The sequence below is a fragment of the Pseudomonas sp. NPDC089408 genome (assembly GCF_044749445.1).
Classification (GTDB): domain Bacteria; phylum Pseudomonadota; class Gammaproteobacteria; order Pseudomonadales; family Pseudomonadaceae; genus Aquipseudomonas.
In genome coordinates this window covers 102,030-126,957 of record NZ_JBIVHY010000015.1, presented here as the reverse complement: position 1 = coordinate 126,957, position 24,928 = coordinate 102,030, and the positions used below count along the sequence as shown (strand labels likewise).

Genomic DNA, 24,928 nt, shown 5'->3' with positions numbered 1-24,928 from the left:
GCCATTACGTGCGGCACGATCATGGCATGTCTGCCTGAGCTCGGAACAGTGAGAGGGCGCAAGATCGCAGCCCTGGCAGGGTTGGCGCCCTACAACAACGACAGCGGCAAGAAGAGCGGCCCCAGATCGATCGAGGGCGGACGCTATGCTGTGCGCGGCGCAATCTATATGTCAGCTTGGGCGATGGTCCTGCACGACCCGGAAGTCAAAGCCGAATATGAAGCTCTGCGAGCGCGAGGCAAGCGTGCCAAGGTCGCTATCGTGGCATGCATGCGCAAGCTCTTGGTGCGTCTTAACGCGATGCTGCGAGATGGCACGAGGTGGAAAGAACCGAAATCTCAGGTATCCGCAACCTGATAGCAAGCGAGGGCCAATCTACTGAAAAGCGGGCTTCGCCGGCGACACCGCTCTGCGGTATCGCCAGCGAAGCCATGCCTGAAAGGATCGTTTGAAAATAAACCCTTAAAGACAGTTGCTCCCACACCGATTGCACTGAACTCAAGCCATGCGTCGTACCGGTGGCAGCTGGCTTGTCGTGGACGAATCGCCTCGATGGGCCGCAACGCGGCCCAACTACTGGCATTAGGGCAAACCCGCTTCCACAGGTTCGGGCTCGATCCTTCATGCAGGCTTTTCAGCTTCATTGCTTTCAAGGCCGAACAGCCGATTCTTGATAATCACCGCACACATGACCATGTACAGCGTGAATACCGGCTGACGAAGCATGAAATGAGCGCCGGAGAACACCATCAAGATCACCAGCAGGGTAATCGAGTATGGGTCGCGCGCCTTGATCGCGCCTGCCAGCAGCCAGAGATACAAGGCCGCAAACAGAACAACCCCTACAACACCCACCTGAGTCAGCATGTCCAGCAGCAGGTTATGCGCTTCTTGCCTTTGCTCCGGCGAATCAAGGTAGGAAAATGCACCCGGCCCATGCCCCACGATTGGCGACAGCTTCCAGACCTCCAAGGCATGAATCCAGAGCGTCTTGCGCACGCCGGCTTTGTTCGGGTCCATGCCTATGCCTATCGCCGAGTCCGAACGCCCGAATGAAGGCTGACCAGGTACTGCCTGATGCTCGGTGTTGCCATCAGCTTGCGGCGCAAGTGCTTTGGCACTCTTCAGAATGGCGGTAAATGCCGAAGGCTTATCAGCGTCGCCGCCTTTACTTTCGTTGGCTGCTACCTCCCGCTCATGTGTCGCCAGGCGCTCGGCAATCTCTGCCCGCATGCTCTGGAACAACTGCTGGCCAGGGCCATCGAAGAAAAACTTGAATGAACCGAATGCCAGTACAAACGCTGTAAGCATGGTGGCAAAGAACTTCCAGTTCAAACGCCCCAGCCACCACCAGGCCATCCCGGTCAACAATGGCAAACCAATGCACCATGCCAACAACAGGGCATCACTGCGTACGCAAAAACCCAGAAAGAAGAAGAACCACAAGAAAAAGAACTTTTTGAACAGCCGCAAGCCTTGCCATTGGGTGTTCTGGTAAATAGCTGCCAGCCAGATCGGTACGGGCAACAGGAACAGCGCCAGCTGGTTAGGGTTGGTTGACCACGCCGATACACGTGATGGATAGAACGTGGTGTTGATCTCCAGCATGTCGGAAAGCCAGACACTACCGATCAGGAAAATGAACAACGGAATGGCCAGCAACAAGACTGGGATCGTGCCCATTGCCCGAATGAATCGCTGGAAACCTACTTTGTTCAAATCGCCGACATAGGCCAGCACAATCAAGGTAAAGCCTGCCGCGTAGACATAGGCAATGGCCGTGTGGATCGTACCTTCGCCCTGCACCTTCCTGACGAAATAACCAACGATGGCAGTGGCAATGAAGGCCAGCCAGAACAACATCAATGGATGCTTGAGGTTCTGCAGAAAATTTCCGCGCCGTATGAATATACAGGCCGCCAATACCACAATGACTTCACCTATCCCCACCGGCAACCCAGGAAAACGCAACATGGTTGAAACCGACAGGAAAGCGACCAGCGCCGCAATTACGGGTACAACACTACTCTTATGCATTGGGGAACGGATCCTTTCATCAACGACAAGCGAGGCGGGTAGCTATCAGGAGGGGGCGGTTGAGCGAGGTGCAGCACACCCGAGTATGCCATAGGCCACAAGGGTGGTAATTCAGTTCCGTTTTAAGTAAACAATATTAAGGAAATACCTTCGCGGCCGGTTTCGCCACGCTCAACCAGGGCCATCAAGGGCTGTACAGCATCCTCGATGGCCTTGCCCCGGGCAGCCTCAGGGGTCAAGCCGATGCTGCTGGTAGAACCAATCCACAATCTCGCCATCCGGCGTATAACCACTGACAGAATCACGTAGCAACTGGCGCACGCGCGCATAGTCGTCCTGCCCAACCGCACTGACCAGTTCAGCAATCCGTGGCTTGAGCACATCCCAAGGCAGGAAGTCTTCATGGGCGCTCATGATCATGGGGTGCGAAGTGGCAATCACTCCATCGCCGATCAACAACTCTTCGTAGAGCTTTTCACCCGGGCGCAAGCCCGTGTACTTGATCGCCACATCGCCATGCGGGTTGCGCTCCGAGCGCACACTCAGCCCGGACAGATGAATCATTTTTTCCGCCAGCTCGGCAATTTTTACCGGCTCGCCCATATCGAGCACGAACACGTCGCCGCCCTGCCCCATAGAACCGGCCTGAATGACCAGTTGCGCGGCTTCCGGAATGGTCATGAAGTAACGTGTGATGTTGGGGTGGGTAACCGTCAGCGGCCCACCCGACTTGATCTGTTTGTGGAACAGCGGGATGACCGAGCCTGATGAACCCAGCACATTACCGAAGCGCACCATGGTAAAGCGCGTCTTGTTCACCTGGGAGACGTTATCCACATCACCATAAAGAACCGGCGCAGCCTCCCGGCTGAGTGCCTGCAAGGTCATCTCGGCCAAGCGCTTGGTACTGCCCATGACATTGGTCGGGCGCACGGCCTTGTCCGTCGAGATCAGGACGAAGTTGGATACCCTGGCCTGCAGGGCTGCCTGGGCCGTATTCAGCGTGCCGATGACGTTATTCAGCACGCCCTCGGCAATATTGTGCTCGACCATCGGTACATGCTTGTAGGCAGCGGCATGGTAGACCGTGTCGACCTTCCAGGCCTTCATCACTTCCAGCAGTTTTGCTTCGTTGCGTATCGAACCTAGTATCGGCAACACATTCACCGACAGCGATTCGCGGCTGACGCGTTGCTCCAGTTCGGTTTGAATACTGTAAAGATTGAATTCACTGTGTTCGAACAACAGCAGCGTCTTGGGTTGAGCCCCCAGTATCTGCCGGCACAATTCCGAGCCGATGGAGCCACCTGCGCCCGTCACCATGACACATTGGCCCTCGATGCAACGCGAGAACAGATCTTTTTGCGCAGGCACGGGGTCACGCCCCAGCAAGTCGGCAATATCCACTTCCTGAATATCGTCAACCTTGACCCGGCCACTGGCCAAGTCCATGAAGCCTGGCACGGTACGCACATGCAACGGGAACGACTCCAGGAAGTTCAGGATTTCACGGCGTCGGCCTCGGCTTGCAGAAGGCACCGCCAGCAGAATCTCCTCTGCGCCTGTTGAATCGATAAGCTGCTGGATATGTTTCGGGGTATAGACCTGCAAACCGGCAATCACCCGCCCAGCGAGGCTGCGGTCGTCGTCAATGAATGCCACCGGGCGCATCTGCCGCCCCATTCTCAGCGCAACGACCAACTGGTTGCCCGCCGACCCGGCGCCATAAATGGCCACTTTGGGCAAACCACTGCTGCGATTACCAAATGGCACATGCTGCACGGCCGCGTACCAGTCACCGAGGAAGTACTGACGCATCGCCAGTCGCAGCCCGCCGACCATGATCAGGCTTAGCCACCAGTAATTGAAAATGACCGAACGCGGCACTATTGCCTGATGGTTACCGAAGGCATAGACGATAACCGTCAACACCAATGCCGAAAGGCTGACGGCCTTGATGATGGCGATCAGCGCATCATTGCCGAAATATCGCATGACCGCTCGGTACAACCCGCAGCGAACAAACAGGGGGATTGCCACGACGGGGGCACAGACGAACAGCCAGCGGTGCTCTTCCAGGGGATTGATGGCCTCCTCAATGCCCAGGCGCACGACGAATGCCATCCACAGTGCCAACCAAATCAGCAGAACGTCGGTAACAACCTGAATCAGCCGCTTTTTCCTACGCGATAGCCCTAGCAACAATGCCCGTGCTCTATCCATAAATCCCTCTAAGCCCTGGACCTTCTCGAACCGCCTGAACGTACGGTTCGGCCTCTAATATGTGACGTTCATCGTCAGCCATTGCGGCATGGCAAAGCCATGACGTGCTCTCAGTTCAACGCGACCCGGCATTGGTCGATGGCAGTAGAACTGAAAGCACAATCAGAAGTTCAAACGGCCTGCGCCTCGCGCATGACGTCGTGCAAAACCTGGCAGGTCTTGTCAATTTCGGCAGGTGTCAGTGTCGGGTGAACCATGAACATCAAGCTGGTTTCCCCCAGTTGTGCCGCTTCCGGCAGGCGCTGGGCCGGACGCCAGGGCGTACCGTCGAATGCCTTTTCCAGATAGACCTCGGAGCACGACCCTGAAAAGCACGGCACACCACGAGCGGCGATTTCGTTGAGAATCCTGTCACGCGTCCAGTCTGGCTTCAATGACTGCGGTTCAACGAACACATAGCACTTGTAGGCAGCATGCAGGATGTCTTGCGGAACGGTGGGAACACGCAGGCCGGCCAACTGGCTGGCGGCGTCCCAGATCTTGCGGGCATTGGCCAGGCGGGTCTCTTGCCACTGCGCCATCCGCTGCAGCTGAATGCGCCCCAGCACCCCCTGCACTTCCATCATGCGCCAGTTCGTCCCAAAACTTTCATGCAGCCAACGGAAGCCCGGGGCATGCTGACGTTCGTAAACGGCTTCCCAGCTCTTGCCATGGTCTTTGTATGACCACATGGCTGACCACAGCCTACGGTCGTTGGTGGTCACCATGCCACCCTCGCCACCGGTGGTCATGATCTTGTCCTGGCAGAACGACCATGCACCCACATGCCCGATGGAACCGACCGGGCGCCCTTTGTACTTGGCACCGTGGGCCTGCGCACAATCTTCAATGACCTTCAGGCCGTGCTGTTCGGCCAGCGCCATGATCGGGTCCATGTCGCAAGGCCAGCCGGCCAGGTGCACACAGACAACCGCTCGGGTACGCGAAGTGAGCACGGCTTCGATGGTCTGTGCGGTGATATTCTGCGAATCGGCGTCGACATCGGCAAACACAGGTGTGGCGCCGGCATTCACAATGCTGGAAACCGAAGCCAGGAAGGTTCTGGAAGTGACAATCACCTCATCCCCTGCACCAATGCCCAATGCCTGGAACGCCAGATCAAGCGCGACAGTACCGTTGGTCAGTGCGACCGCGTGTGCGCAACCACTCCAGGCAGCAAACTCTTTCTCGAACTCACGGCATTCCTGCCCTGTCCAGTAATTGACTTTGTTGGAGAGGATGACATCGCGTACTGCATTGGCTTCTTCTTCAGAAAAAGACGGCCAGGGGGAAAAAGGAGAATTCAGCACAATTCACACCCACCAATTCCAAAATGAAAATTCAGAAAATCAAACGTTTACAAAGCCTGTAACGCTGCATTCAGGATAGTTGATTTCAACTCACCCTGTTACAACGACTTTCGCTGGCACACCCACGACTACCTTGCCATCCGCTACATCGCTTACCACGCAAGCGCCTGCACCCACGGTCACATCGCAACCCAGCCTGGTCAGTTGCCTGGCACAGGCGCCAATCCCCACCCAGCTGCGGTCACCCACGCTGACGGCGCCGGCAAGCCTCGCACCCGGGCTTACGTGAACAGCATTCCCCAGCACACAATCATGGTCAACGCTGCAGCCGGTGTTCAGGATCGCGCCGTATCCCACGCGCGCATCGGCATTGACCACAGCACCTGCAAACACCACAGACCCTGGACCGATGGACGCGTACTGGCTGACAAAAGCCATAGGGTGCAACAATGAAACCAGCGGCGCACCGGCCCCCGAAAGCGCTTCAAGCTTGGCATGGCGAATGCCATTATTGCCGATCGCAACAATCACGCCTTGGTAATCCTGAAGGCGTGCCTGCAATGCTGCAGAATCGCCCACCACTGGCCAATGCCCATTGTGCGTTCGGCCGGGCCAGGCATCGTCAAAGAAATCAACCTGCTCCCAGCCACAATGCTGAGCGGTGTCGGCCACGACCTTTCCATGCCCACTGGCACCCAGCACGGCCAGCCGCTTCACTGCTTGCCCCCGGTAAACTTGGACATGGTGACGTTGCCTTCGGCACTGATACCCTCTTTGACAAGCACCTTTTTTACGGTCATGAACAGGATCTTGAAGTCGAGCAGTAAACTTTGGTTATCGACATACCAAACATCAAGCTTGAACTTGTCTTCCCAACTCAATGCATTGCGGCCGTTTACCTGCGCCCACCCCGTCACGCCGGGGCGCACCTCATGGCGACGGCGCTGTTCCTGGCTATAAAGTGGCAAGTATTCCATCAACAATGGGCGTGGCCCCACCAGGCTCATGTCACCCTTCAGGACGTTCCACAACTCAGGCAACTCATCCAGGCTGCTGGCGCGCAAGAAGCTGCCAAAGGGCGTCATCCGCTCTGCATCGGCAAGTGGATTACCCTGCGCATCCACTGCGTCGCGCATGGTTCGGAACTTGATCATTTCAAAGGGCTTGCCGTTACGGCCTGGACGCACCTGACGAAACAGCACAGGTGAACCGAGTTTTTTGCGAATATTCCAGGCAACTACAGCCATTACCGGAGACAGGAGTATCAAAGCGCATAATGACGCGCAGATATCGATAAGACGCTTAAACATTGAGTTGACTCGGAATTGTTTGAGTGCGTGCACGTATTCAATGCTGTGCAATGTGGGAACGTGCGCGAAACGCTGGCTACGGTTTAATTCGGTTCAAGCCAACTTGACATGTCTACCGCAGATTACCGCGTCGATCAAGGTACCCTGATTGAAGGTTTGGGCTGGACGATGCCAACCCGGATTTCAGGTAAGCCAAGGTCAGCCTGACACTGACACCTGACGCTTTTGCATAATGTATGAACTGGCCGGTTCAAAGAACCGGTGGTAACTTGCATATGCCGAAAAGCGAGCCTTGATCGCGATTGCCTGCTGGCCACCAAGGTACCGAACAGAGGCCTTGAAAAGCCAGCTTTTTCTGATTTCCGGCTGCTCTCAATCAACCCCGATACACACCTCGGTTGCGACTCCGGCTTGCTGGTACTGCTCCATCAGGGCCGCTTGCAGGGCATTTTTTGCACGCCGATCACCATGCACCAGCACTACTCGCTGTGTTAGCGAGCCGACCTCACAGGCGAATTTCACTAGGCCTTGGCGGTCAAGATGGCCGGAGTAGCCGTCCAGCGTCACCACCTTGGCCCTGATTTCTCGCATTTGCCCATCCAGATCAATCTGCACAAACCCCTCCGCCCCCTCACTCGCCTGAATCACCGCCCCTGGCGTGCCCTTGGCCTGATACCCCACAAACATCACCTCATGCCGAGGATCCCCCAGCATGGCCTTGAGGTAATTCACAATCCGCCCACCCGAACACATGCCGTTGCCAGCGATGACGATTGCCGGGCGCCCGGTGCTGCTCAGGTAGTTGACCACTTGCTGGTGCTTGGCATGGCTATCAACGCAGATGAGCTGGCTGAACCCGAGCGGGTCACGCCCCTCAGCAAGCCGCGCCCTCGCCTCTTCGTTCCAGAACTCATGCAATTCCCGGTAGACGCCGGTGATACGCAGGGCCAGCGGCGAATCAAGGATAATGGGCAATTGTGACCAGTTGACCGGATCATCCCCGCTGGCAGGGGCTTCAACGCCCACCAACGCCTTGCGATGCAGAATATCTTCCAGCTCGTACAGCAGTTCCTGCGTTCGGCCCAGGCTGAATGCCGGGATGAGAATGGTGCCCTTGTCTGCCAGAGCTCGATCGATTGCAGCCTCCAGCTGCTGCAGACGATCACCAGCCACTGGGTGCAAGCGGTCACCGTAGGTGCTTTCCAGCACCAGCACATCTGCCCGCTCCGGGGGCTGGAGCGGGCGCAGCAAAGGGTTGCCGGCGCTGCCCAGGTCACCTGAAAACACGTAGCGGGTGTTTGCCTGCCCAAGCAGCAGGTCGCACTCGACATAGGCCGAACCCAGCAGGTGCCCTGCACGTTGCAGGCGTATGCGGCACTCCAGCTCCGGTTCCAGGACAACGTCATGCCAGTGCTCGAACGGCAAAGGCACTATCAGCCCTTCAACAAACTCAAGATACCGCGCCACATGAGCAGGCTCGCGGCTGACGTTCAGCTTGTAAGCGTCTTCCAGCACCAGTGGCAGCAGCTTGGCAGAAGGCTCACTGCAGAAGATCGGGCCTCGGTAGCCCGCCGCCAGCAAAGCGGGTATGCGACCGACATGGTCGAGATGCACATGGGTAATGACCAGTGCCCGAATACCCTGGATATCGAAACCGAGCGGCGCGGATGCTGAACTGGGCAGCGCATCGGCACCCTGTTCAAGGCCGCAGTCGACCAGCAGGCTGGTGGACGGGCCCAGGTGCAGTTGGTGACAGGAACCGGTGACACCCCGGGTACCACCGTGATGGGAAAGACAGGGGTATTCCATGCTACGCACACTCGCCTGGGCCGAAAATGAAGTGGGCTATTACTCCACGACAGCCGGCTGACGCATAGGTGAGCCTTTCCTAAAGGTGCGTAGGATATTTCCTTAGTTGCCGTTCAATGCAGCCTGCCGGGCAGAAGCCCTGATCTTGCGCTTGCTGCGCTGCACGCCGTAAGCGCCCAGCAATGGCCCGACTGCCAGGCCCATGACCAGTGCTGCCAGCACCAGCACGGCAACCGGCATGGCCGGTGCGGCCCAGCCGAACAGGACCAACGAAACGGTTTGCTGGTTTTCCAGCACAAAGAACAGCACCACAGCCGCCAAGAGCAGCACGAACACCGCCGCCAGGGCGCGCTTGAGGTTACGCATCAGATTGCTCCTTGATTGATCAGGCTTCGGCCTCGTCTTCTTCGTTAACCCGGTCGCGCAGCTCTTTACCGGGCTTGAAGTGTGGCACGAACTTGCCTTCGAGGCTGACCGACTGGCCGGTCTTCGGGTTACGGCCCACGCGAGGGGCGCGATAGTGCAGCGAGAAGCTGCCAAAACCGCGGATCTCGATGCGATCGCCGGTCGCCAGGCATTGTGACATCTGCTCAAGCATGGTCTTGATGGCCAGCTCCACGTCCTTGGACGAGAGTAGCCCCTGATGGGTGACAATACGTTCGATCAGCTCCGACTTCGTCATATTTTTCCCTTCGTTATCAAGCAGCTAGATCATTGCTTAACCAGTTTGTAGCACGCCGGGAAGGATTTGAACAGGGTGGATCTTGACTTAATAAAAAAATTCAAGATTGAAGTAATTCAAGAATGGTCTACGGCGCGAAGCGAGCGCGAGCCTGCACCTCTGCGTAGGAGCGGGTTTACCCGCGAACACCGGCAACGCCGGTGCCATACACCGCGGCGCCTGCGGCAAGCGAGCGCGAGCGTGCGCCATCTGTGTAGGAGCGGGTTTACCCGCGAACACCGGCAACGCCGGTGCCATACACCGCGGCGCCTGATTCGCGGGTGAACCCGCTCCTACAACGGGCGGTGTCAGCCTCAAGCGTACGAACACCGCGGGACAGGCCTGCCCATAATTCGCAGGCACAAAAAAAGGGCGACCCGAGGGTCGCCCTTTTTACCGATCAAACAGAACTCAGTTCTGTTTGGCCATTGCTTCGCGCAGCAGCGCAGCCATGGTGGTGTCGGCAGCAGCTTCCGGAGCGTTTTTCAGGCTCTGGATAGCTTCGCGCTCTTCAGCGTCGTCTTTCGATTTGATCGACAGGCTGATAACGCGGGACTTGCGGTCAACGCTGATGATCTTGGCTTCGATCTCTTCGCCTTCCTTCAGAACGTTACGCGCGTCTTCAACGCGGTCACGGCTGATTTCGGAAGCTTTCAGAGTGGCTTCGATGTCGTCGGCCAGAGTGACGATGGCGCCTTTGGCGTCAACTTCTTTCACGATGCCCTTGACGATAGCGCCCTTGTCATTGACAGCAACGAAGTTGGAGAACGGATCGTCTTCCAGCTGCTTGATGCCCAGGGAGATGCGCTCGCGCTCTGGGTCGACCGACAGGATGACGGTTTCCAGCTCGTCGCCCTTCTTGAAACGACGTACGGCTTCTTCGCCGGTTTCGTTCCAGGAGATGTCGGACAGGTGAACCAGGCCGTCGATGCCGCCGTCCAGACCGATGAAGATACCGAAGTCGGTGATCGACTTGATGGTACCGGTGATCTTGTCACCCTTGTTGAACTGGCCGGAGAAGTCTTCCCATGGGTTGGACTTGCACTGCTTGATGCCCAGAGAGATACGACGACGCTCTTCGTCGATGTCCAGAACCATGACTTCCACTTCGTCGCCAACCTGAACGACTTTCGACGGGTGGATGTTCTTGTTGGTCCAGTCCATTTCGGAAACGTGTACCAGACCTTCAACGCCTTCTTCCAGCTCAGCGAAGCAGCCGTAGTCGGTCAGGTTGGTAACGCGAGCTTGTACGCGAGTACCTTCTGGGTAACGGGCAGTGATAGCTACCCACGGATCTTCGCCCATCTGCTTCAGACCCAGCGAAACGCGGTTGCGCTCACGGTCGAACTTCAGAACGCGTACGTCGACTTCGTCGCCAACGTTAACGATTTCCGATGGGTGCTTGATGCGCTTCCAGGCCATGTCGGTGATGTGCAGCAGGCCGTCGATACCGCCCAGGTCCACGAATGCGCCGTAGTCGGTGAGGTTCTTGACGATACCTTTGACTTGCTGGCCTTCCTGCAGGGTTTCCAGCAGGGCTTCGCGCTCGGCGGAGTTCTCGGCTTCCAGCACGCTGCGACGGGAAACGACAACGTTGTTGCGCTTCTGGTCCAGCTTGATGACCTTGAATTCCAGCTCTTTGCCTTCCAGGTGGGTGGTGTCGCGCACTGGGCGGACATCAACCAGGGAGCCCGGCAGGAACGCACGGATGCCGTTAACGTCGACAGTGAAGCCGCCCTTAACCTTACCGTTGATAACGCCCTTGACCACTTCTTCGGCAGCGAAAGCAGCTTCCAGAACAATCCAGCACTCGGCGCGCTTGGCTTTTTCACGGGACAGCTTGGTTTCGCCAAAGCCGTCTTCGACCGCGTCCAGCGCAACGTGAACTTCGTCACCGACCTTGATGGTCAGTTCGCCAGCTTCGTTGTAGAACTGCTCGAGCGGGATGACACCCTCGGACTTCAGGCCAGCGTGTACGGTAACCCAGTCGCCGTCGATGTCGACAACGATACCGGTGATGATGGCACCCGGCTGAAGATTGAGGGTTTTCAGGCTTTCTTCAAAGAGTTCTGCAAAGCTTTCGCTCATTTTAATTCCTGTAGATTCGGGCGAAACAAACGCCCCTCGCCACATTCCAGACAATGTGGGTCTGTTTTAAGTAAAGGAAAGCCGGCAAGACGTTGACTGGTGAACCTGCCTGCTCTCCTGGCTATCAGAGAAGGTCGCGCTGGGCGATCTCGCTCCTGATACGTTGCAACACCTGCTCGATGGACAACTCGGTAGAGTCCAACTGAATGGCATCGACCGCTGGCTTCAGCGGGGCCACTGCACGTTGGGTGTCGCGCTCATCACGCGCACGAATCTCATCCAGCAGACTCGACAGACTAACATCTTCGCCCTTACCCTTCAACTGCAGGTAGCGGCGGCGCGCGCGCTCCTCGGCACTGGCGGTGAGGAATACCTTCAACGGCGCGTCCGGGAACACCACGGTGCCCATGTCGCGGCCATCGGCAATCAACCCCGGCATCTCACGAAAGGCGCGCTGACGCTGCAACAGCGCTTCGCGCACGGCAGGCAGTGAAGCCACCATCGAAGCGCCAGCACCGACGGTTTCGGTACGGATGACCTGGCTGACATCCTCGCCTTCGAGGATGGTCTGCTGCAGCTTACCGGGCTCGGCAGCAATGAACTGCACATCCAGATGGGCGGCAAGCTTGGTCAGCAGCTCTTCGTTGGTCAGGTCGACGCCGTGGTTGCTGGCGTTGAAGGCCAGCAGGCGGTACAGCGCGCCGGAATCCAGCAGGCGCCAGCCCAGCTCGCGGGCTAGCAGGCCGGCAACCGTGCCCTTGCCCGAGCCGCTTGGGCCGTCGATGGTGATGATAGGGGCTTGCGAACTCACGACTTGCCCTCTTCTGCCACGCGAATGCCTACTTCGGCGCACAACGCCAGGAAGTTCGGGAACGATGTCGCGACGTTGGCGCAGTCATGGATGCGGATCGGCGCACTGGCGCGCAGCGAAGCCACACTGAAAGCCATGGCAATACGGTGATCACCGTGGCCATGCACTTCACCGCCACCCAACTGGCCACCGTCGATGATGATGCCGTCCGGGGTCGGTTCGCACTTGATGCCCAGGGTGCTCAGGCCGTCGGCCATGACCTGGATACGGTCGGACTCCTTCACACGCAGTTCTTCGGCACCGCGCAGCACGGTACGCCCTTCAGCGCAGGCAGCGGCCACGAACAGCACCGGGAATTCGTCGATGGCCAGCGGCACCAGTTCCTCGGGGATGTCGATACCTTTAAGCTTGGCACCGCGCACACGCATGTCGGCTACCGGCTCGCCGCCGACTTCACGCTGGTTTTCCAGGGTGATGTCGCCGCCCATCAGGCGCAGGATGTCGATTACACCGGTACGGGTCGGGTTGATGCCGACGTGCTCCAGCACCAGCTCGGAGCCTTCGGCAATGGAGGCCGCCACCAGGAAGAAGGCTGCCGAGGAAATGTCGGCCGGCACTTCGATCCGGGTAGCCGTCAGTTCGCCGCCAGATTGCAGCGATGCTACCGGGCCATTGCTCTCGACTGCGTAACCGAAGCCGCGCAGCATGCGCTCGGTGTGGTCGCGGGTCGGCGCCGGTTCGGTGACGGTGGTCTTGCCTTCGGCATACAGGCCGGCCAGCAGCAGGCAGGATTTGACCTGGGCGCTGGCCATCGGCAGCGTGTAGGTCAGCCCCTTGAGCGTGTGGCCACCGCGGATGGTCAGCGGCGGGCGGCCTTCAGGGCCGGTCTCGACCACGGCGCCCATTTCACGCAGCGGGTTGGCAACGCGGTTCATCGGGCGCTTGGACAACGAGGCATCACCGGTCATGGTCACGTCGAACGACTGGCCGGCCAGCAGGCCCGACAGCAGGCGCATCGAGGTGCCGGAGTTGCCGACGTACAGCGGCCCGGGCGGCGGCTTGAGGCCGTGCAGGCCAACACCATGAATGGTCACGCGACCATGGTTGGGGCCTTCGATGACCACACCCATGTCACGGAATGCCTGCAGGGTCGCCAGTGCGTCTTCACCTTCGAGGAAGCCTTCGACCTCGGTAGTGCCTTCGGCCAGCGAGCCGAGCATGATCGAGCGGTGGGAAATCGACTTGTCGCCCGGTACGCGAATCCGCCCATTCAGGCGGCCACCCGGTTGGGCCAGGAAAATCAGATCGTTGGCGTTCATAGCGTCCACATAGGCCCGGCGGGCCAGGATTTTACTGAAATGCTCGCGGGCAACCCGTGCACGGGTGAATACACCCAGCAGCTGGTGCCCGTCCCCTTCAGCGATCGCGTCGCGCAAGGCGTCGAGATCACTGCGATATGTATCAAGTGTGCGCAGGACAGCATCGCGGTTGGCGAGGAAGATGTCGTGCCACATGGTCGGGTCGCTGCCGGCGATCCTGGTGAAATCGCGGAAGCCCCCGGCAGCGTACCGGAAGATCTCGAGGTTTTCATTGCGTTTGGCCAGCGAATCGACCAAGCCAAAGGCCAGCAGGTGTGGCAGGTGGCTGGTGGCGGCCAGCACTTCGTCATGGCGCTCGACCGACATGTGCTCCACGTCGGCGTCCAACGCACGCCACAGGCGGTCGACCAGGGCCAGTGCGGCCGGGTCGGTTTCGGCCAGCGGCGTGAGTATGACCTTGTGCCGACGGAACAGGGTGGCATTGGCGGCCGCTACCCCGCTTTGCTCGGAACCGGCGATGGGGTGGCCGGGGACGAAGCGTGGCAGGCGCTCACCGAAGACAGCACGCGCCTCACGGACGACGTTGCCTTTGGCGCTGCCGACGTCGGTGATGATTGCATCGCCCAGATCGAGTTGGGCCAGGCGTGCCAGGACTTTTTCCATGGCCAGGATCGGCACGGCCAACTGGATCACATCGGCACCGACGCAGGCGGCGGCGAGGTCTTCTTCGCAGCGGTCGACCACGCCCAGAGCTACGGCCTGCTTGCGCGAGGGGGCATCCAGGTCGACACCGACCACTTCGCGGCACAGGCCGCTTTCACGCAGGCCCTTGGCGAACGAACCACCGATCAGGCCGAGGCCGACCACGACCAGGCGATTGATGATTGGCGTGGGTTTGGTTTTTGCTGCATTTACCACTGGTGCGAACCCTGTTCAGAAACCTAGACAGCCTGTTAGGGCCATTGGGGCTGCTTTGCAGCCCATCGCGACGCAAGGCCGCCCCTACATTGGATTGCGTACTCCTGTAGGAGCGGCCTTGTGTCGCGATGGGGCGCGAAGCGGCCCCAACCATCTCAAATCAAAGCACCGCCTTCGGATACGACCCCAGCACTTTCAGCGCCACAGCCTCCTGGCTGATCTGCTCCAGCACCGCTTTGATCAGCGGGTCGCGGTGGTGGCCGACGAAGTCGATGAAGAACACGTAGGTCCACTTGCCGCTGCGCGACGGGCGGGTCTCGATGCGGGTCAGGTCGATGCCGTTCTGGTGGAATGGCACCAGCAGCTCGTGCAGGGCACCTGGCTTGTTGCTCATCGAGACAATGATCGAGGTCTTGTCGTCGCCGGTCGGCGGCACTTCCTGGCTACCGATCATCAGGAAGCGCGTGGAGTTGTCCGGGCGGTCTTCGATCTTCTCGGCCAGGCGGGTCAGGCCGTACAGGTTGGCCGCCATATCACCGGCAATCGCCGCCGAATTCCACTCGCCCTTGACCCGCTTGGCTGCCTCGGCATTGCTCGACACAGCCACGCGCTCCACGTTCGGGTAGTGCGCGTCCAGCCACTTGCGGCACTGGGCCAGCGACTGGGCGTGGGAGTAGATGCGGGTGATGCTGTCGGTCTTGGTGTTCTCGCCCACCAGCAGGTGGTGGTGAATACGCAGTTCGACTTCACCGCAAATCACCATGTCGTGCTCGAGGAAGCTGTCCAGGGTGTGGCTGACAGCGCCTTCGGTGGAGTTTTCTACCGGCACCACGCCGAAGTTGACAGCACCGGCCGCCACTTCGCGGAACACTTCGTCGATGGCCGCCATCGGCCGGCTGATCACCGCATGACCGAAGTGCTTCATGGCCGCAGCCTGGGTGAAGGTGCCCTCTGGACCGAGGTAGGCGATTTTCAGCGGCTCTTCCAGGGCCAGGCACGACGACATGATTTCGCGGAACAGCCGCGCCATCTCTTCGTTACCCAGTGGCCCCTTGTTGCGCTCCATCACGCGCTTGAGCACGGCGGCTTCACGCTCGGGGCGGTAGAACACCGGCTTCTCGCCTTCTTTCAGCGAGGCGGTCTTGACCCTGGCGACTTCTTCGGCGCAACGGGCGCGGTCGCTGATCAGCTCGAGGATTTTTTCGTCGAGGCTGTCGATGCGCACCCGCAGAGCCTTGAGTTCCTGTTCGGACATCAGCCGTGCTCCTTCTCGAATTCAGCCATGTAGCCTACCAGCGCTTCTACTGCTTCCAGGCCCAGGGCGTTGTAGATGGAGGCACGCATGCCGCCCACCGAACGATGGCCCTTGAGGTTGAGCAGGCCACGGGCGTCGGCACCGGCAAGGAAGGCCTTGTCCAGGCGCTCATCCGCCAGGCGGAACGGCACGTTCATCCACGAACGGGCGTTGACGCTGATCGGGTTGGTGTAGAACTCGCTGCTGTCGATGAAACCGTACAGGCGCTCTTTCTTGGCACGGTTACGCTGCTCCATGGCATCGACGCCACCCTGCTCTTTCAGCCACTCGAACACCAGGCCCGAGAGGTACCAGGAGTAGGTGGCCGGGGTGTTGTACATCGAGCCGTTGTCGGCCGAGACCTTGTAGTCGAGCATGGTCGGGCAGCTGCTGCGGGCGTGACCCAGCAGGTCTTCACGCACGATCACCACCACCAGGCCGCTTGGGCCGATGTTCTTCTGCGCACCGGCGTAGATCAGGCCGAACTGCGACACGTCGATCGGGCGCGACAGGATGTCGGACGACATGTCGACTACCAGCGGAACGTCACCGGTCTGCGGCACCCAGTCAAACTGCAGGCCACCGATGGTCTCGTTGGACGCATAGTGCACGTAGGCAGCGTTCTTGGTCAGGTTCCAGTCGTTCTGGCCCGGGATGGCCAGGTAGTCGTAGGGCTTGGCGCTGGCGGCGACGTTGATGTTGCCGAAGCGGCGCGCTTCCTCAATGGCCTTTTTCGACCAGATACCGGTCTCGACGTAGTCGGCGGTGCCGTTTTCCGGCAGCAGGTTCAGCGGGATCTCGGCGAACTGCTGGCTGGCGCCGCCCTGCAGGAACAGCACCTTGTAGTTGGAGGGGACGGACAGCAGGTCACGCAGGTCCTGCTCGGCCTTTTCGGCGATGGCCACGTAATCGTCGCTGCGATGGCTCATTTCCATCACCGACAAGCCCTTGCCGCGCCAGTCCAGCATTTCGGCCTGGGCGCGCTGCAAGACAGCGTCAGGAAGCGCGGCAGGGCCTGCGCAGAAGTTAAAGGCTCGTTTGCTCACATCCACTCTCGCTCTGCCAAATAGAACAAATCTACAATCTTCGGTGCTACCGGAAACCTTGTAGGAGCGGGTTTACCCGCGAACAAGGGCGAAGCCCTTGCCATGCACCGCGGTGGCGCATTCGCGGGTAAATCGGATCGCCGCACCGCCGCTCCTACATCAGTCAAACGGGGCGACCTTGGTCGCCCCGTTCGGGTTTACGCTTGCTTACTCCTGCGGGGCCTCTTCGGCGCCTGCAGCTTCATCGTTGTCTGGCACTTCGGCCTCGACACCCTCCTCGTTCGCCTCGACCACATCATCGAGTTCGTCCTCGGACGGCTCCTGGATCCGCTCCAGGCCCACCAGTGTTTCATCAGCAGCCAGCTTGATCAGGGTAACGCCCTGGGTGTTACGGCTGAGGCTGGACACCTCGCCAACCCGGGTGCGCACCAGCGTGCCCTGGTCGGAGATCAGCATGATCTCTTCGCCTTCCTGCACCTGGATAGCGCCGATCAGCAAGCCATTGCGCCCCTTGGTACCCATGGCGATCACGCCCTGGCCACCACGGCCGCGACGCGGGAACTTGGACAGCGGGGTGCGCTTGCCAAAGCCACGCTCGGAGGCGGTAAGGATCTGCGAGCCGGATTCCGGGATCAGCATCGAAATGATCTGCTGGCCCTTGCCCAGCTTCATGCCACGCACGCCACGGGCGGTACGGCCCATTTCACGCACCACGCTCTCGGCGAAGCGAATGACCTTGCCGGCGTCGGAGAACATCATGACTTCCTTGGCGCCGTCGGTAATGGCCGCGGCAATCAGGGTGTCACCTTCCTTGAGCTTCAGGGCAATCAGGCCATTGGAGCGCGGACGGGCAAACTGCACCAGCGGGGTCTTCTTGACGGTACCCGAGGCGGTAGCCATGAAGATGTACGCGCCAGTCGGCTCTGCCACCCACTCAGGGGTGTCGCCGTCTTCTTCGTCGACTTCTTCGGCCTCTACCAGCTCACCTTCGAGCACAGTGTCATCCGCGTCTTCCAGCTCTTCGTCGAGGTCGGCGTTCTGCTGCAGCGCTTCGAGGTCGATCTGCAGCATGGCGGTGATGCGCTCACCTTCTTCCAGCGGCAGCAGGTTGACCAGCGGGCGACCCCGGGCAGCGCGGGACGCTTCGGGGATTTCGTAGGTCTTCTTCCAGTACACCTTGCCCTTGCTGGAGAACAGCAGCAGCGTGGCGTGGCTGTTGGCGACCAGCAGGTGTTCGATGTAGTCCTCGTCCTTCACGCCGGTCGCCGACTTGCCTTTGCCGCCACGGCGCTGGGCCTGGTAAGCGGACAATGGCTGGGTCTTGGCATAACCACCGTGGGAAATGGTCACCACGCGCTCTTCTTCCGGGATCATGTCGCCGTAGTTGAGGTCGTGGCTGGCGTTGAGGATTTCGGTACGACGGGCATCGCCGTACTCGGCGCGGATGGCTTCGAGTTCTTCGCGGATCACTTCCATCAGGCGCTCGGCGCTGCTGAGGATGCGGATCAGCTCGCCGATCTGCTCGAGGATTTCCTGGTACTCGGCCAGCAGCTTCTCGTGCTCCAGGCCGGTCAGGCGGTGCAGGCGCAGGTCGAGAATGGCCTGGGCCTGTTCCGGCGACAGGAAGTACTTGCCGTCGTGCAGGCCATACTGCTCCGGCAGGTCTTCAGGGCGGCAGGCGTCGGCGCCGGCGCGCTCGACCATGACCTGCACCGCACTCGATTCCCACGGCGTGGAAACCAGGGCTTCCTTGGCTTCGGACGGCGTCGGCGAGGCCTTGATCAGGGCGATGACCGGGTCGATGTTGGACAGCGCAACGGCCTGGCCTTCAAGGATGTGGCCGCGTTCGCGGGCCTTGCGCAGCTCGAAGACGGTACGGCGGGTCACCACTTCGCGGCGGTGACGGACAAACGCTTCGAGCAGGTCCTTGAGGTTGAGCAGGCGCGGACGGCCGTCGACCAGGGCCACCACGTTGATACCGAACACACTCTGCAGCTGGGTTTGCTGATAGAGGTTGTTGAGCACCACCTCTGGCACCTCGCCGCGACGCAGCTCGATGACAATGCGCATGCCGTCCTTGTCGGACTCGTCACGCAGCTCGGTGATGCCTTCGATCTTCTTCTCTTTTACCAGCTCGGCGATCTTTTCGATCAGGCGCGCCTTGTTCAGCTGGTACGGCAGCTCGGTGACCACGATCTGCTGGCGGCCGCCGACCTTGTCGATGTCTTCGATCTCGGAACGGGCGCGCATGTAGATGCGGCCACGGCCGGTGCGATAGGCCTCGATGATGCCCTGGCGGCCGTTGATGATGCCGGCAGTCGGGAAGTCAGGGCCGGGGATGAACTGCATCAGTTCATCGATGGTGACTTCCGGGTTGTCGATCAGCGCCAGGCAGCCGTCGATGACTTCACCGAGGTTGTGTGGCGGGATGTTGGTCGCCATGCCCACGGCAATACCGCTGGAACCGTTGACCAGCAGGTTGGGGATGCGCGTCGGCATGACCGCCGGAATCTGCTCGGTGCCGTCGTAGTTGGGCACCCAGTCGACGGTTTCCTTGTGCAGGTCGGCCAGCAGCTCGTGGGCCAGCTTGGTCATGCGCACTTCGGTGTATCGCATGGCCGCGGCGTTGTCGCCGTCCACCGAACCGAAGTTGCCCTGACCGTCGACCAGCAGGTAGCGCAGCGAGAACGGCTGGGCCATACGCACGATGGTGTCGTAGACCGCAGTGTCGCCGTGCGGGTGGTACTTACCGATCACGTCACCGACCACACGGGCGGATTTCTTGTACGGCTTGTTCCAGTCGTTGCCCAGTTCGCTCATCGCATAGAGAACGCGACGATGCACGGGCTTCAAGCCGTCACGCGCGTCGGGCAGCGCTCGCCCGACAATCACGCTCATCGCGTAGTCGAGGTAAGACTGTCTCAGTTCGTCTTCGATATTGACCGGGAGGATTTCTTTGGCCAGTTCGCCCATGAGAAGCCTGATTCCTTTTTCTGGTGAAACTTCGCAGCTCCATCAAGGGCCGAACGAAGCTCGCCGCCGCAACGCATAAGGGTGCGACGACTTACGACAAATCAATGAGTTGTGCCATGGATCTGCGCAATGAAGGCCGCCGTGATGGGCGGTCTTGGAAACTGCCGGATGTTACCACAAAGGCGGGGGCGGTGGGGAGATGTGGCACGGGGGCTTGTGTGAGGGCTGAGAGGTGCTTGTCTTGGTTTTTTTGGGGCTTGGGAGATCGAGCGCCGCCCGCGCGGCGCTTCGCGGGGCAAGCCCGCTCCCACATTTGTTGCAACGTGGCCATGCCTGTGAGGCCATGGTTGTCAGCCTTGTTGGCATGACTGGATTTCGAGGTGGGCATTGATGCCGCCTCACCTGTCTCAAGACATGCACCAAGGCTGGCAACCATGGCCTGTCAGGTTCGGCACGTTGCAACAAATGTGGGAGCGGGCTTGCCCCGCGAAGCGCCGCGCGGGCGGCGCTCGATCTCCCAGGCGACAACCCCCTATCGCCCTACCCCCTCAATGCAACCGCTTGCGGCACATCAATTGCGCCAGTTTGGCGGTATCCGGGCGCTCGACGATGCCGCGTTCGGTCACGATCACGTCGATCAGGTCGGCCGGGGTCACGTCGAACACTGGGTTGAACACCTCGACATCCGGCGCCACCCGGGTACCGCCGATGTCCAGCAGTTCGTCGGCGGCGCGCTCTTCCAGCGGGATATCCTCGCCGGTGGCCAGGTTCAGGTCGATGCTGGTGCTCGGCGCCACCACCATGAAACGCACACCATGGTGCATGGCGCTGACCGCCAGCTGGTAGGTGCCGATCTTGCTGGCAACGTCACCGTTCGCCGCAATGCAGTCTGCCCCCACCACCACCCAGGTGATGCCCTTGCTCTTCATCAGGTGGGCCAGCGCCGAATCGGCGCACAGGGTCACCGGGATGCCTTCGTTGGCCAACTCCCAGGCCGTCAGGCGCGAGCCTTGCAACCAGGGGCGGGTCTCACCGGCATACACCCGCTCGACCATGCCCTCCAGGTAACCGGCGCGGATCACCCCCAACGCCGTGCCGAAGCCGCCACTGGCCAGTGCACCGGCATTGCCGTAGGTCAGCAGGGTCTGGGCATTGCCCTGGTGGCGGCGAATCAGCTCGATACCGAACTGGGCCATGGTCAGGTTGGCTTCACGGTCGCTTTCGTGGATGGACACCGCTTCGGCCTCCAGCGCGGCCAGCACGTTTTCGTCCGGGCGCAGGCGCTGCAGGCGCTCGCGCATGCGGTTCAGCGCCCAGAACAGGTTGGCCGCGGTGGGGCGGGCTTCCGCCAGGCTGAGGAAGTCCTCTTCCAGGTCCATTTCCCAGTCGCCGCCTTCGGCCAGCCGCTCTTCCAGGGCCAGCACCAGGCCGTAAGCGGCGGCAATGCCAATTGCCGAGGCACCGCGCACGGCCATGTCGCGGATCGCCGCCGCCACCTGCGCGACATTGTCGCAGGCCAGCCAGCGCTCTTCCGACGGCAGCAGGCGCTGGTCGAGCAGGTGCAGGATGCCGCCCTGCCAGCGGATCCCGGTCACCTTCTCCGCCGCCAAAAGTCGCTCGCGCATCGCCTCTCCCTGTCGTTCGGATATCAAAAGCCGGCGATTATAGCGACCCTGGGGGCCGAGCGCTCGGGTATACTCCGGCCTTTTCGAGCGCAAGCTGCAAGCTGCAAGCGGCAAGAAAAAGCGAATGCGCACAAGGCCTGCTTTTTCTTGCAGCTTGCAGCTTATAGCTTGCAGCTTATAGCCAAGCTTCAGAGGACTGTTCAATGAGCAACGTCGACCGCGCCGAAATCGCCAAGTTCGAAGCGCTGGCCCACCGCTGGTGGGACCGCGAAAGCGAGTTCAAGCCGCTGCACGAAATCAACCCGCTGCGCGTCAACTGGATCGACGAACGCGCAAGCCTGGCCGGCAAGAAAGTGCTGGACGTAGGCTGCGGCGGCGGCATCCTCAGCGAAGCCATGGCCCTGCGCGGCGCCACGGTCACCGGTATCGACATGGGCGAAGCGCCACTGGCGGTGGCCCAACTGCACCAGCTGGAGTCCGGCGTGCAGGTGGAGTACCGGCAGATCACCGCCGAAGCGCTGGCCGAGGAAATGCCTGAACAGTTCGACGTGGTCACCTGCCTGGAAATGCTCGAGCACGTGCCCGACCCGTCTTCGGTGATTCGCGCCTGCTACCGCATGGTCAAGCCCGGCGGCCAGGTGTTTTTCTCCACCATCAACCGCAACCCGAAGGCCTACATGCTGGCCATCGTCGGCGCCGAGTACATCCTGAAGATGCTGCCGCGCGGCACCCATGACTTCAAGAAGTTCATCCGCCCATCCGAACTGGGCGCCTGGAGCCGCGATGCCGGCCTGCAGGTGAAGGACATCATTGGCCTCACCTACAACCCGCTGACCAAGCACTACAAGCTCAACAGCGACGTCGACGTCAACTACATGATCCAGACCCTGCGCGAGGAATAAGCATGCGTTTGCGAGCAGTACTCTTCGACATGGACGGCACCTTGCTCGACACGGCGCCGGACTTCATCGCCATCTGCCAGGCCATGCTCGCCGAGCGCGGCCTGCCGGCGGTTGACGACAACCTGATCCGCGGTGTGATTTCTGGCGGTGCCCGGGCGATGGTTGCAGCCACCTTCGGCATGGACCCGGAAGCCGAAGGCTTCGAGGCCCTGCGCCTGGAGTTCCTCGAACGCTACCAGCGCGACTGCGCGGTACACAGCAAGCTGTTCGACGGTATGGCCGAGTTGCTGAGCGATATCGAGAAAGGCAACCTGCTGTGGGGCGTGGTTACCAACAAGCCGGTGCGCTTTGCCGAGCCAATCATGCAGCAGCTGGGCCTGGCCGAACGCTCCGCACTGCTGATCTGCCCGGACCACGTGAAAAACAGCAAGCCCGACCCCGAGCCGCTGATCCTGGCCTGCAAGACCCTGAACCTGGACCCGGCCACCGTACTGTTCGTCGGCGACGACCTGCGCGACATCGAGTCGGGCCGCGATGCCGGCACCCGTACGGCGGCCGTGCGCTACGGCTATATTCATCCAGAGGACAACCCCAACAACTGGGGCGCCGACGTGGTGGTGGACCACCCGCTGGAACTGCGCAAGGTGATCGACAGCGCGCTGTGCGGCTGCTGACCCCGTCTAGACCGCGCACCGCCCTTTGTAGGAGCGGGTTCACCCGCGAATGCGCCAGCCCAGGCAACACAGGCGCCTGATCGTACGCATTCGCGGGTAAACCCGCTCCTACAAGGGGCAGGGTCGCCCTTACGAACTCGAAGGACAGAACCATGTTCGACTACACCGCCCGCCCCGACCTGCTGCAAGGCCGGGTCATCCTGGTTACCGGTGCCGGCCGCGGCATCGGCGCTGCTGCCGCCAAGGCCTATGCCGCGCTGGGCGCCACCGTGCTGCTGCTGGGCAAGACCGAGGCCAACCTGAACGAGGTCTACGACCAGATCGAAGCCGCCGGCCACCCGCAACCGGTGGTCATCCCGTTCAACCTGGAAACCGCCTTGCCACACCAGTACGACGAGCTGGCCGTGATGATCGAAGACCAGTTCGGCCGCCTTGACGGGCTGCTGAACAACGCCTCGATCATCGGCCCACGCACACCGCTGGAGCAGTTGTCGGGCGACAACTTCATGCGCGTGATGCACATCAACGTCGATGCCACCTTCATGCTCACCAGCACCCTGCTGCCGCTACTGAAGTTGTCGGAAGACGCCTCGGTGGTGTTTACCAGCAGCAGCGTCGGGCGCAAGGGCCGGGCGTACTGGGGCGCCTATGGCGTCTCGAAGTTCGCCACCGAAGGGCTGATGCAGACCCTGGCCGATGAACTGGAAGGCGTGGCGCCGGTGCGTTCCAACAGCATCAACCCGGGCGCTACGCGTACGGCGATGCGGGCACAGGCGTACCCCAGCGAGAACCCGCAGAACAACCCGCTGCCGGAAGAAATCATGCCGGTGTACCTGTACCTGATGGGGCCGGACAGCAAAGCAGTGAATGGGCAGGCGCTTAACGCCCAGTAAGGTTTTGCCTGTGCGGGCCTCTTCGCGGGTAAACCCGCTCCTACAAGGACCCCGCAATGCCCGGGCCTGTGGTGATCCTTGTAGGAGCGGGTTTACCCGCGAAGAGGCCAGTACAGGCAAACAATCAGCCAGCGGCCAACGCCGGTCGCATACGCCCCTGCTGGCGCCCTTCCAGCTGCATGCAACGCTCCAGGAACAGGAACATGCAGTCGTAACTCTTGCAAATCGCCCTGCGCAGCTCGGTACGCAAGCCCAGGCTGGGGTTCTCGCCGGCCAGGGTGCAGATGATCTCCAGCGCCTCCCACGGGTGCGCATCGTCGTACTGGGCATGCATCTTCAGCCATTTCATCGCCCGCTTGCGCCCTTCCTCAGGGAAGCCCTGCGCATAGGTGTCGGTCGAGCACACCACCGCCGACCATTCGCCGGTCGCACCTTCAATGGCGTAGTTGGTCGCGGCCATGGAAATGGCCAGGTTCTCGGTCGCACACACCCGCCAGCACCAGTCGTTCAGGCCGTTCAGCTCGGGCGGCACTTCCTGCGCCTGCAGTTCGTGCAGGTGCACCCCGTGCGCCTGGCACCAGTTCACCCAGTAATCGGCATGGTTGAGTTCGACACGAATGTTGCGCATCAGCCAGCGCCGCGCCATGTCTTCGCCCTGATGCCGGCCATAGCGGGTCTTGGTCAGGTTATGTGCCATGTACAGCGAGAACTGCTCCACCACCGGCCAACCACCGATCAGGTACTGGCGAATGGTCGACTGCTTCAGCTGGCCATCGCGCAGGCGTGCATAGAATTCATGCTCCACCACCCGACGCTTGCTTTCGCGGCAGTCTTCAATCAGTTGCTGGGCCCATTGAGGGTAGCTGGCGGGGTCCATCAAAGGCCCGATACGAACGAATGCATCAATCACTTTCAGCTCCTTGATCCTTGTGATTT

At 60.6% G+C, this 24,928-nt stretch carries 20 protein-coding genes; 4 read left to right on the top strand and 16 right to left on the bottom strand.

Annotated elements, in window-relative coordinates; genetic code table 11:
* The coding region (locus ACIP02_RS21580) for a transposase (protein ID WP_400620301.1) at nucleotides 1-357 on the top strand (357 nt) is incomplete at its 5' end.
* A 264-nt stretch (nucleotides 358-621) separates the two neighbouring features.
* Here ACIP02_RS21580 and ACIP02_RS21575 read toward each other — a convergent pair.
* The 15 genes from ACIP02_RS21575 to mtnA form a co-directional block, all read right to left on the bottom strand.
* Nucleotides 622-2,037 carry an O-antigen ligase family protein gene (locus tag ACIP02_RS21575; RefSeq protein ID WP_400620298.1) on the bottom strand — a complete coding sequence of 472 codons (1,416 nt, stop codon included), beginning with the start codon at nucleotides 2,035-2,037 and terminating at the stop codon, nucleotides 622-624.
* Between the two features lie 228 nt (nucleotides 2,038-2,265).
* On the bottom strand, nucleotides 2,266-4,260 hold the full coding sequence (locus tag ACIP02_RS21570) for a polysaccharide biosynthesis protein (protein ID WP_400620295.1): 1,995 nt from the start codon (nucleotides 4,258-4,260) through the stop codon (nucleotides 2,266-2,268).
* 170 nt (nucleotides 4,261-4,430) lie between these two features.
* On the bottom strand, nucleotides 4,431-5,609 hold the full coding sequence (locus ACIP02_RS21565; protein ID WP_400620292.1) for a DegT/DnrJ/EryC1/StrS family aminotransferase: 1,179 nt from the start codon (nucleotides 5,607-5,609) through the stop codon (nucleotides 4,431-4,433).
* A 90-nt stretch (nucleotides 5,610-5,699) separates the two neighbouring features.
* Entirely contained in the window at nucleotides 5,700-6,326 is a 627-nt protein-coding gene (locus ACIP02_RS21560; protein WP_400620289.1) for an acetyltransferase, read from the bottom strand.
* The gene (locus tag ACIP02_RS21555) at nucleotides 6,323-6,919 is read right to left on the bottom strand and encodes a sugar transferase (RefSeq protein WP_400620286.1); all 597 of its coding nucleotides are present in this window, start codon (nucleotides 6,917-6,919) and stop codon (nucleotides 6,323-6,325) included. Before ACIP02_RS21555 ends, ACIP02_RS21560 begins: the two co-directional genes overlap by 4 nt.
* A 372-nt stretch (nucleotides 6,920-7,291) precedes the next feature.
* Complete coding sequence (locus tag ACIP02_RS21550) at nucleotides 7,292-8,728, bottom strand: MBL fold metallo-hydrolase (RefSeq protein WP_400620283.1); 1,437 nt, start codon at nucleotides 8,726-8,728, stop codon at nucleotides 7,292-7,294.
* A 102-nt stretch (nucleotides 8,729-8,830) separates the two neighbouring features.
* Nucleotides 8,831-9,094 carry a lipopolysaccharide assembly protein LapA domain-containing protein gene (locus ACIP02_RS21545; protein WP_400620280.1) on the bottom strand — a complete coding sequence of 88 codons (264 nt, stop codon included), beginning with the start codon at nucleotides 9,092-9,094 and terminating at the stop codon, nucleotides 8,831-8,833.
* 19 nt (nucleotides 9,095-9,113) lie between these two features.
* Nucleotides 9,114-9,410: an integration host factor subunit beta gene (gene ihfB / locus ACIP02_RS21540; protein ID WP_003252675.1), complete on the bottom strand. Its 297-nt coding sequence runs from the start codon at nucleotides 9,408-9,410 to the stop codon at nucleotides 9,114-9,116.
* Nucleotides 9,411-9,860: 450 nt separating this feature from the next.
* Entirely contained in the window at nucleotides 9,861-11,537 is a 1,677-nt protein-coding gene (gene rpsA, locus ACIP02_RS21535; RefSeq protein ID WP_003252673.1) for a 30S ribosomal protein S1, read from the bottom strand.
* Nucleotides 11,538-11,661: 124 nt separating this feature from the next.
* Entirely contained in the window at nucleotides 11,662-12,348 is a 687-nt protein-coding gene (cmk, locus tag ACIP02_RS21530) for a (d)CMP kinase (RefSeq protein ID WP_400620277.1), read from the bottom strand.
* Nucleotides 12,345-14,552 carry a bifunctional prephenate dehydrogenase/3-phosphoshikimate 1-carboxyvinyltransferase gene (locus ACIP02_RS21525; protein WP_400620312.1) on the bottom strand — a complete coding sequence of 736 codons (2,208 nt, stop codon included), beginning with the start codon at nucleotides 14,550-14,552 and terminating at the stop codon, nucleotides 12,345-12,347. Before ACIP02_RS21525 ends, cmk begins: the two co-directional genes overlap by 4 nt.
* 193 nt (nucleotides 14,553-14,745) lie before the next feature.
* Nucleotides 14,746-15,840: a prephenate dehydratase gene (pheA, locus tag ACIP02_RS21520; RefSeq protein WP_016485356.1), complete on the bottom strand. Its 1,095-nt coding sequence runs from the start codon at nucleotides 15,838-15,840 to the stop codon at nucleotides 14,746-14,748.
* Nucleotides 15,840-16,925 carry a 3-phosphoserine/phosphohydroxythreonine transaminase gene (serC, locus tag ACIP02_RS21515; RefSeq protein WP_400620274.1) on the bottom strand — a complete coding sequence of 362 codons (1,086 nt, stop codon included), beginning with the start codon at nucleotides 16,923-16,925 and terminating at the stop codon, nucleotides 15,840-15,842. The genes pheA and serC overlap by 1 nt, the downstream gene beginning before the upstream one ends.
* A 207-nt stretch (nucleotides 16,926-17,132) precedes the next feature.
* Complete coding sequence (gyrA, locus tag ACIP02_RS21510) at nucleotides 17,133-19,898, bottom strand: DNA gyrase subunit A (protein WP_400620271.1); 2,766 nt, start codon at nucleotides 19,896-19,898, stop codon at nucleotides 17,133-17,135.
* Between the two features lie 548 nt (nucleotides 19,899-20,446).
* Entirely contained in the window at nucleotides 20,447-21,523 is a 1,077-nt protein-coding gene (mtnA, locus tag ACIP02_RS21505) for an S-methyl-5-thioribose-1-phosphate isomerase (RefSeq protein WP_400620268.1), read from the bottom strand.
* A gap of 203 nt (nucleotides 21,524-21,726) precedes the next feature.
* Here mtnA and ubiG point away from each other — a divergent pair, with 203 nt between their 5' ends.
* From ubiG to ACIP02_RS21490, 3 genes are all read left to right on the top strand, one after another.
* Nucleotides 21,727-22,425, top strand: a complete 699-nt coding sequence (ubiG, locus tag ACIP02_RS21500) for a bifunctional 2-polyprenyl-6-hydroxyphenol methylase/3-demethylubiquinol 3-O-methyltransferase UbiG (protein WP_201206748.1) — start codon at nucleotides 21,727-21,729, stop codon at nucleotides 22,423-22,425.
* Between the two features lie 2 nt (nucleotides 22,426-22,427).
* Nucleotides 22,428-23,099, top strand: a complete 672-nt coding sequence (gene mupP / locus ACIP02_RS21495) for an N-acetylmuramic acid 6-phosphate phosphatase MupP (protein WP_400620264.1) — start codon at nucleotides 22,428-22,430, stop codon at nucleotides 23,097-23,099.
* Nucleotides 23,100-23,251: 152 nt separating this feature from the next.
* Nucleotides 23,252-23,992: a YciK family oxidoreductase gene (locus ACIP02_RS21490; protein WP_012271032.1), complete on the top strand. Its 741-nt coding sequence runs from the start codon at nucleotides 23,252-23,254 to the stop codon at nucleotides 23,990-23,992.
* 124 nt (nucleotides 23,993-24,116) lie between these two features.
* Here the strand turns inward: ACIP02_RS21490 and ACIP02_RS21485 are convergent, their stop codons facing one another.
* Entirely contained in the window at nucleotides 24,117-24,902 is a 786-nt protein-coding gene (locus ACIP02_RS21485) for a TenA family transcriptional regulator (protein ID WP_201206742.1), read from the bottom strand.
* Between the last annotated feature and the right edge of the window lie 26 nt (nucleotides 24,903-24,928).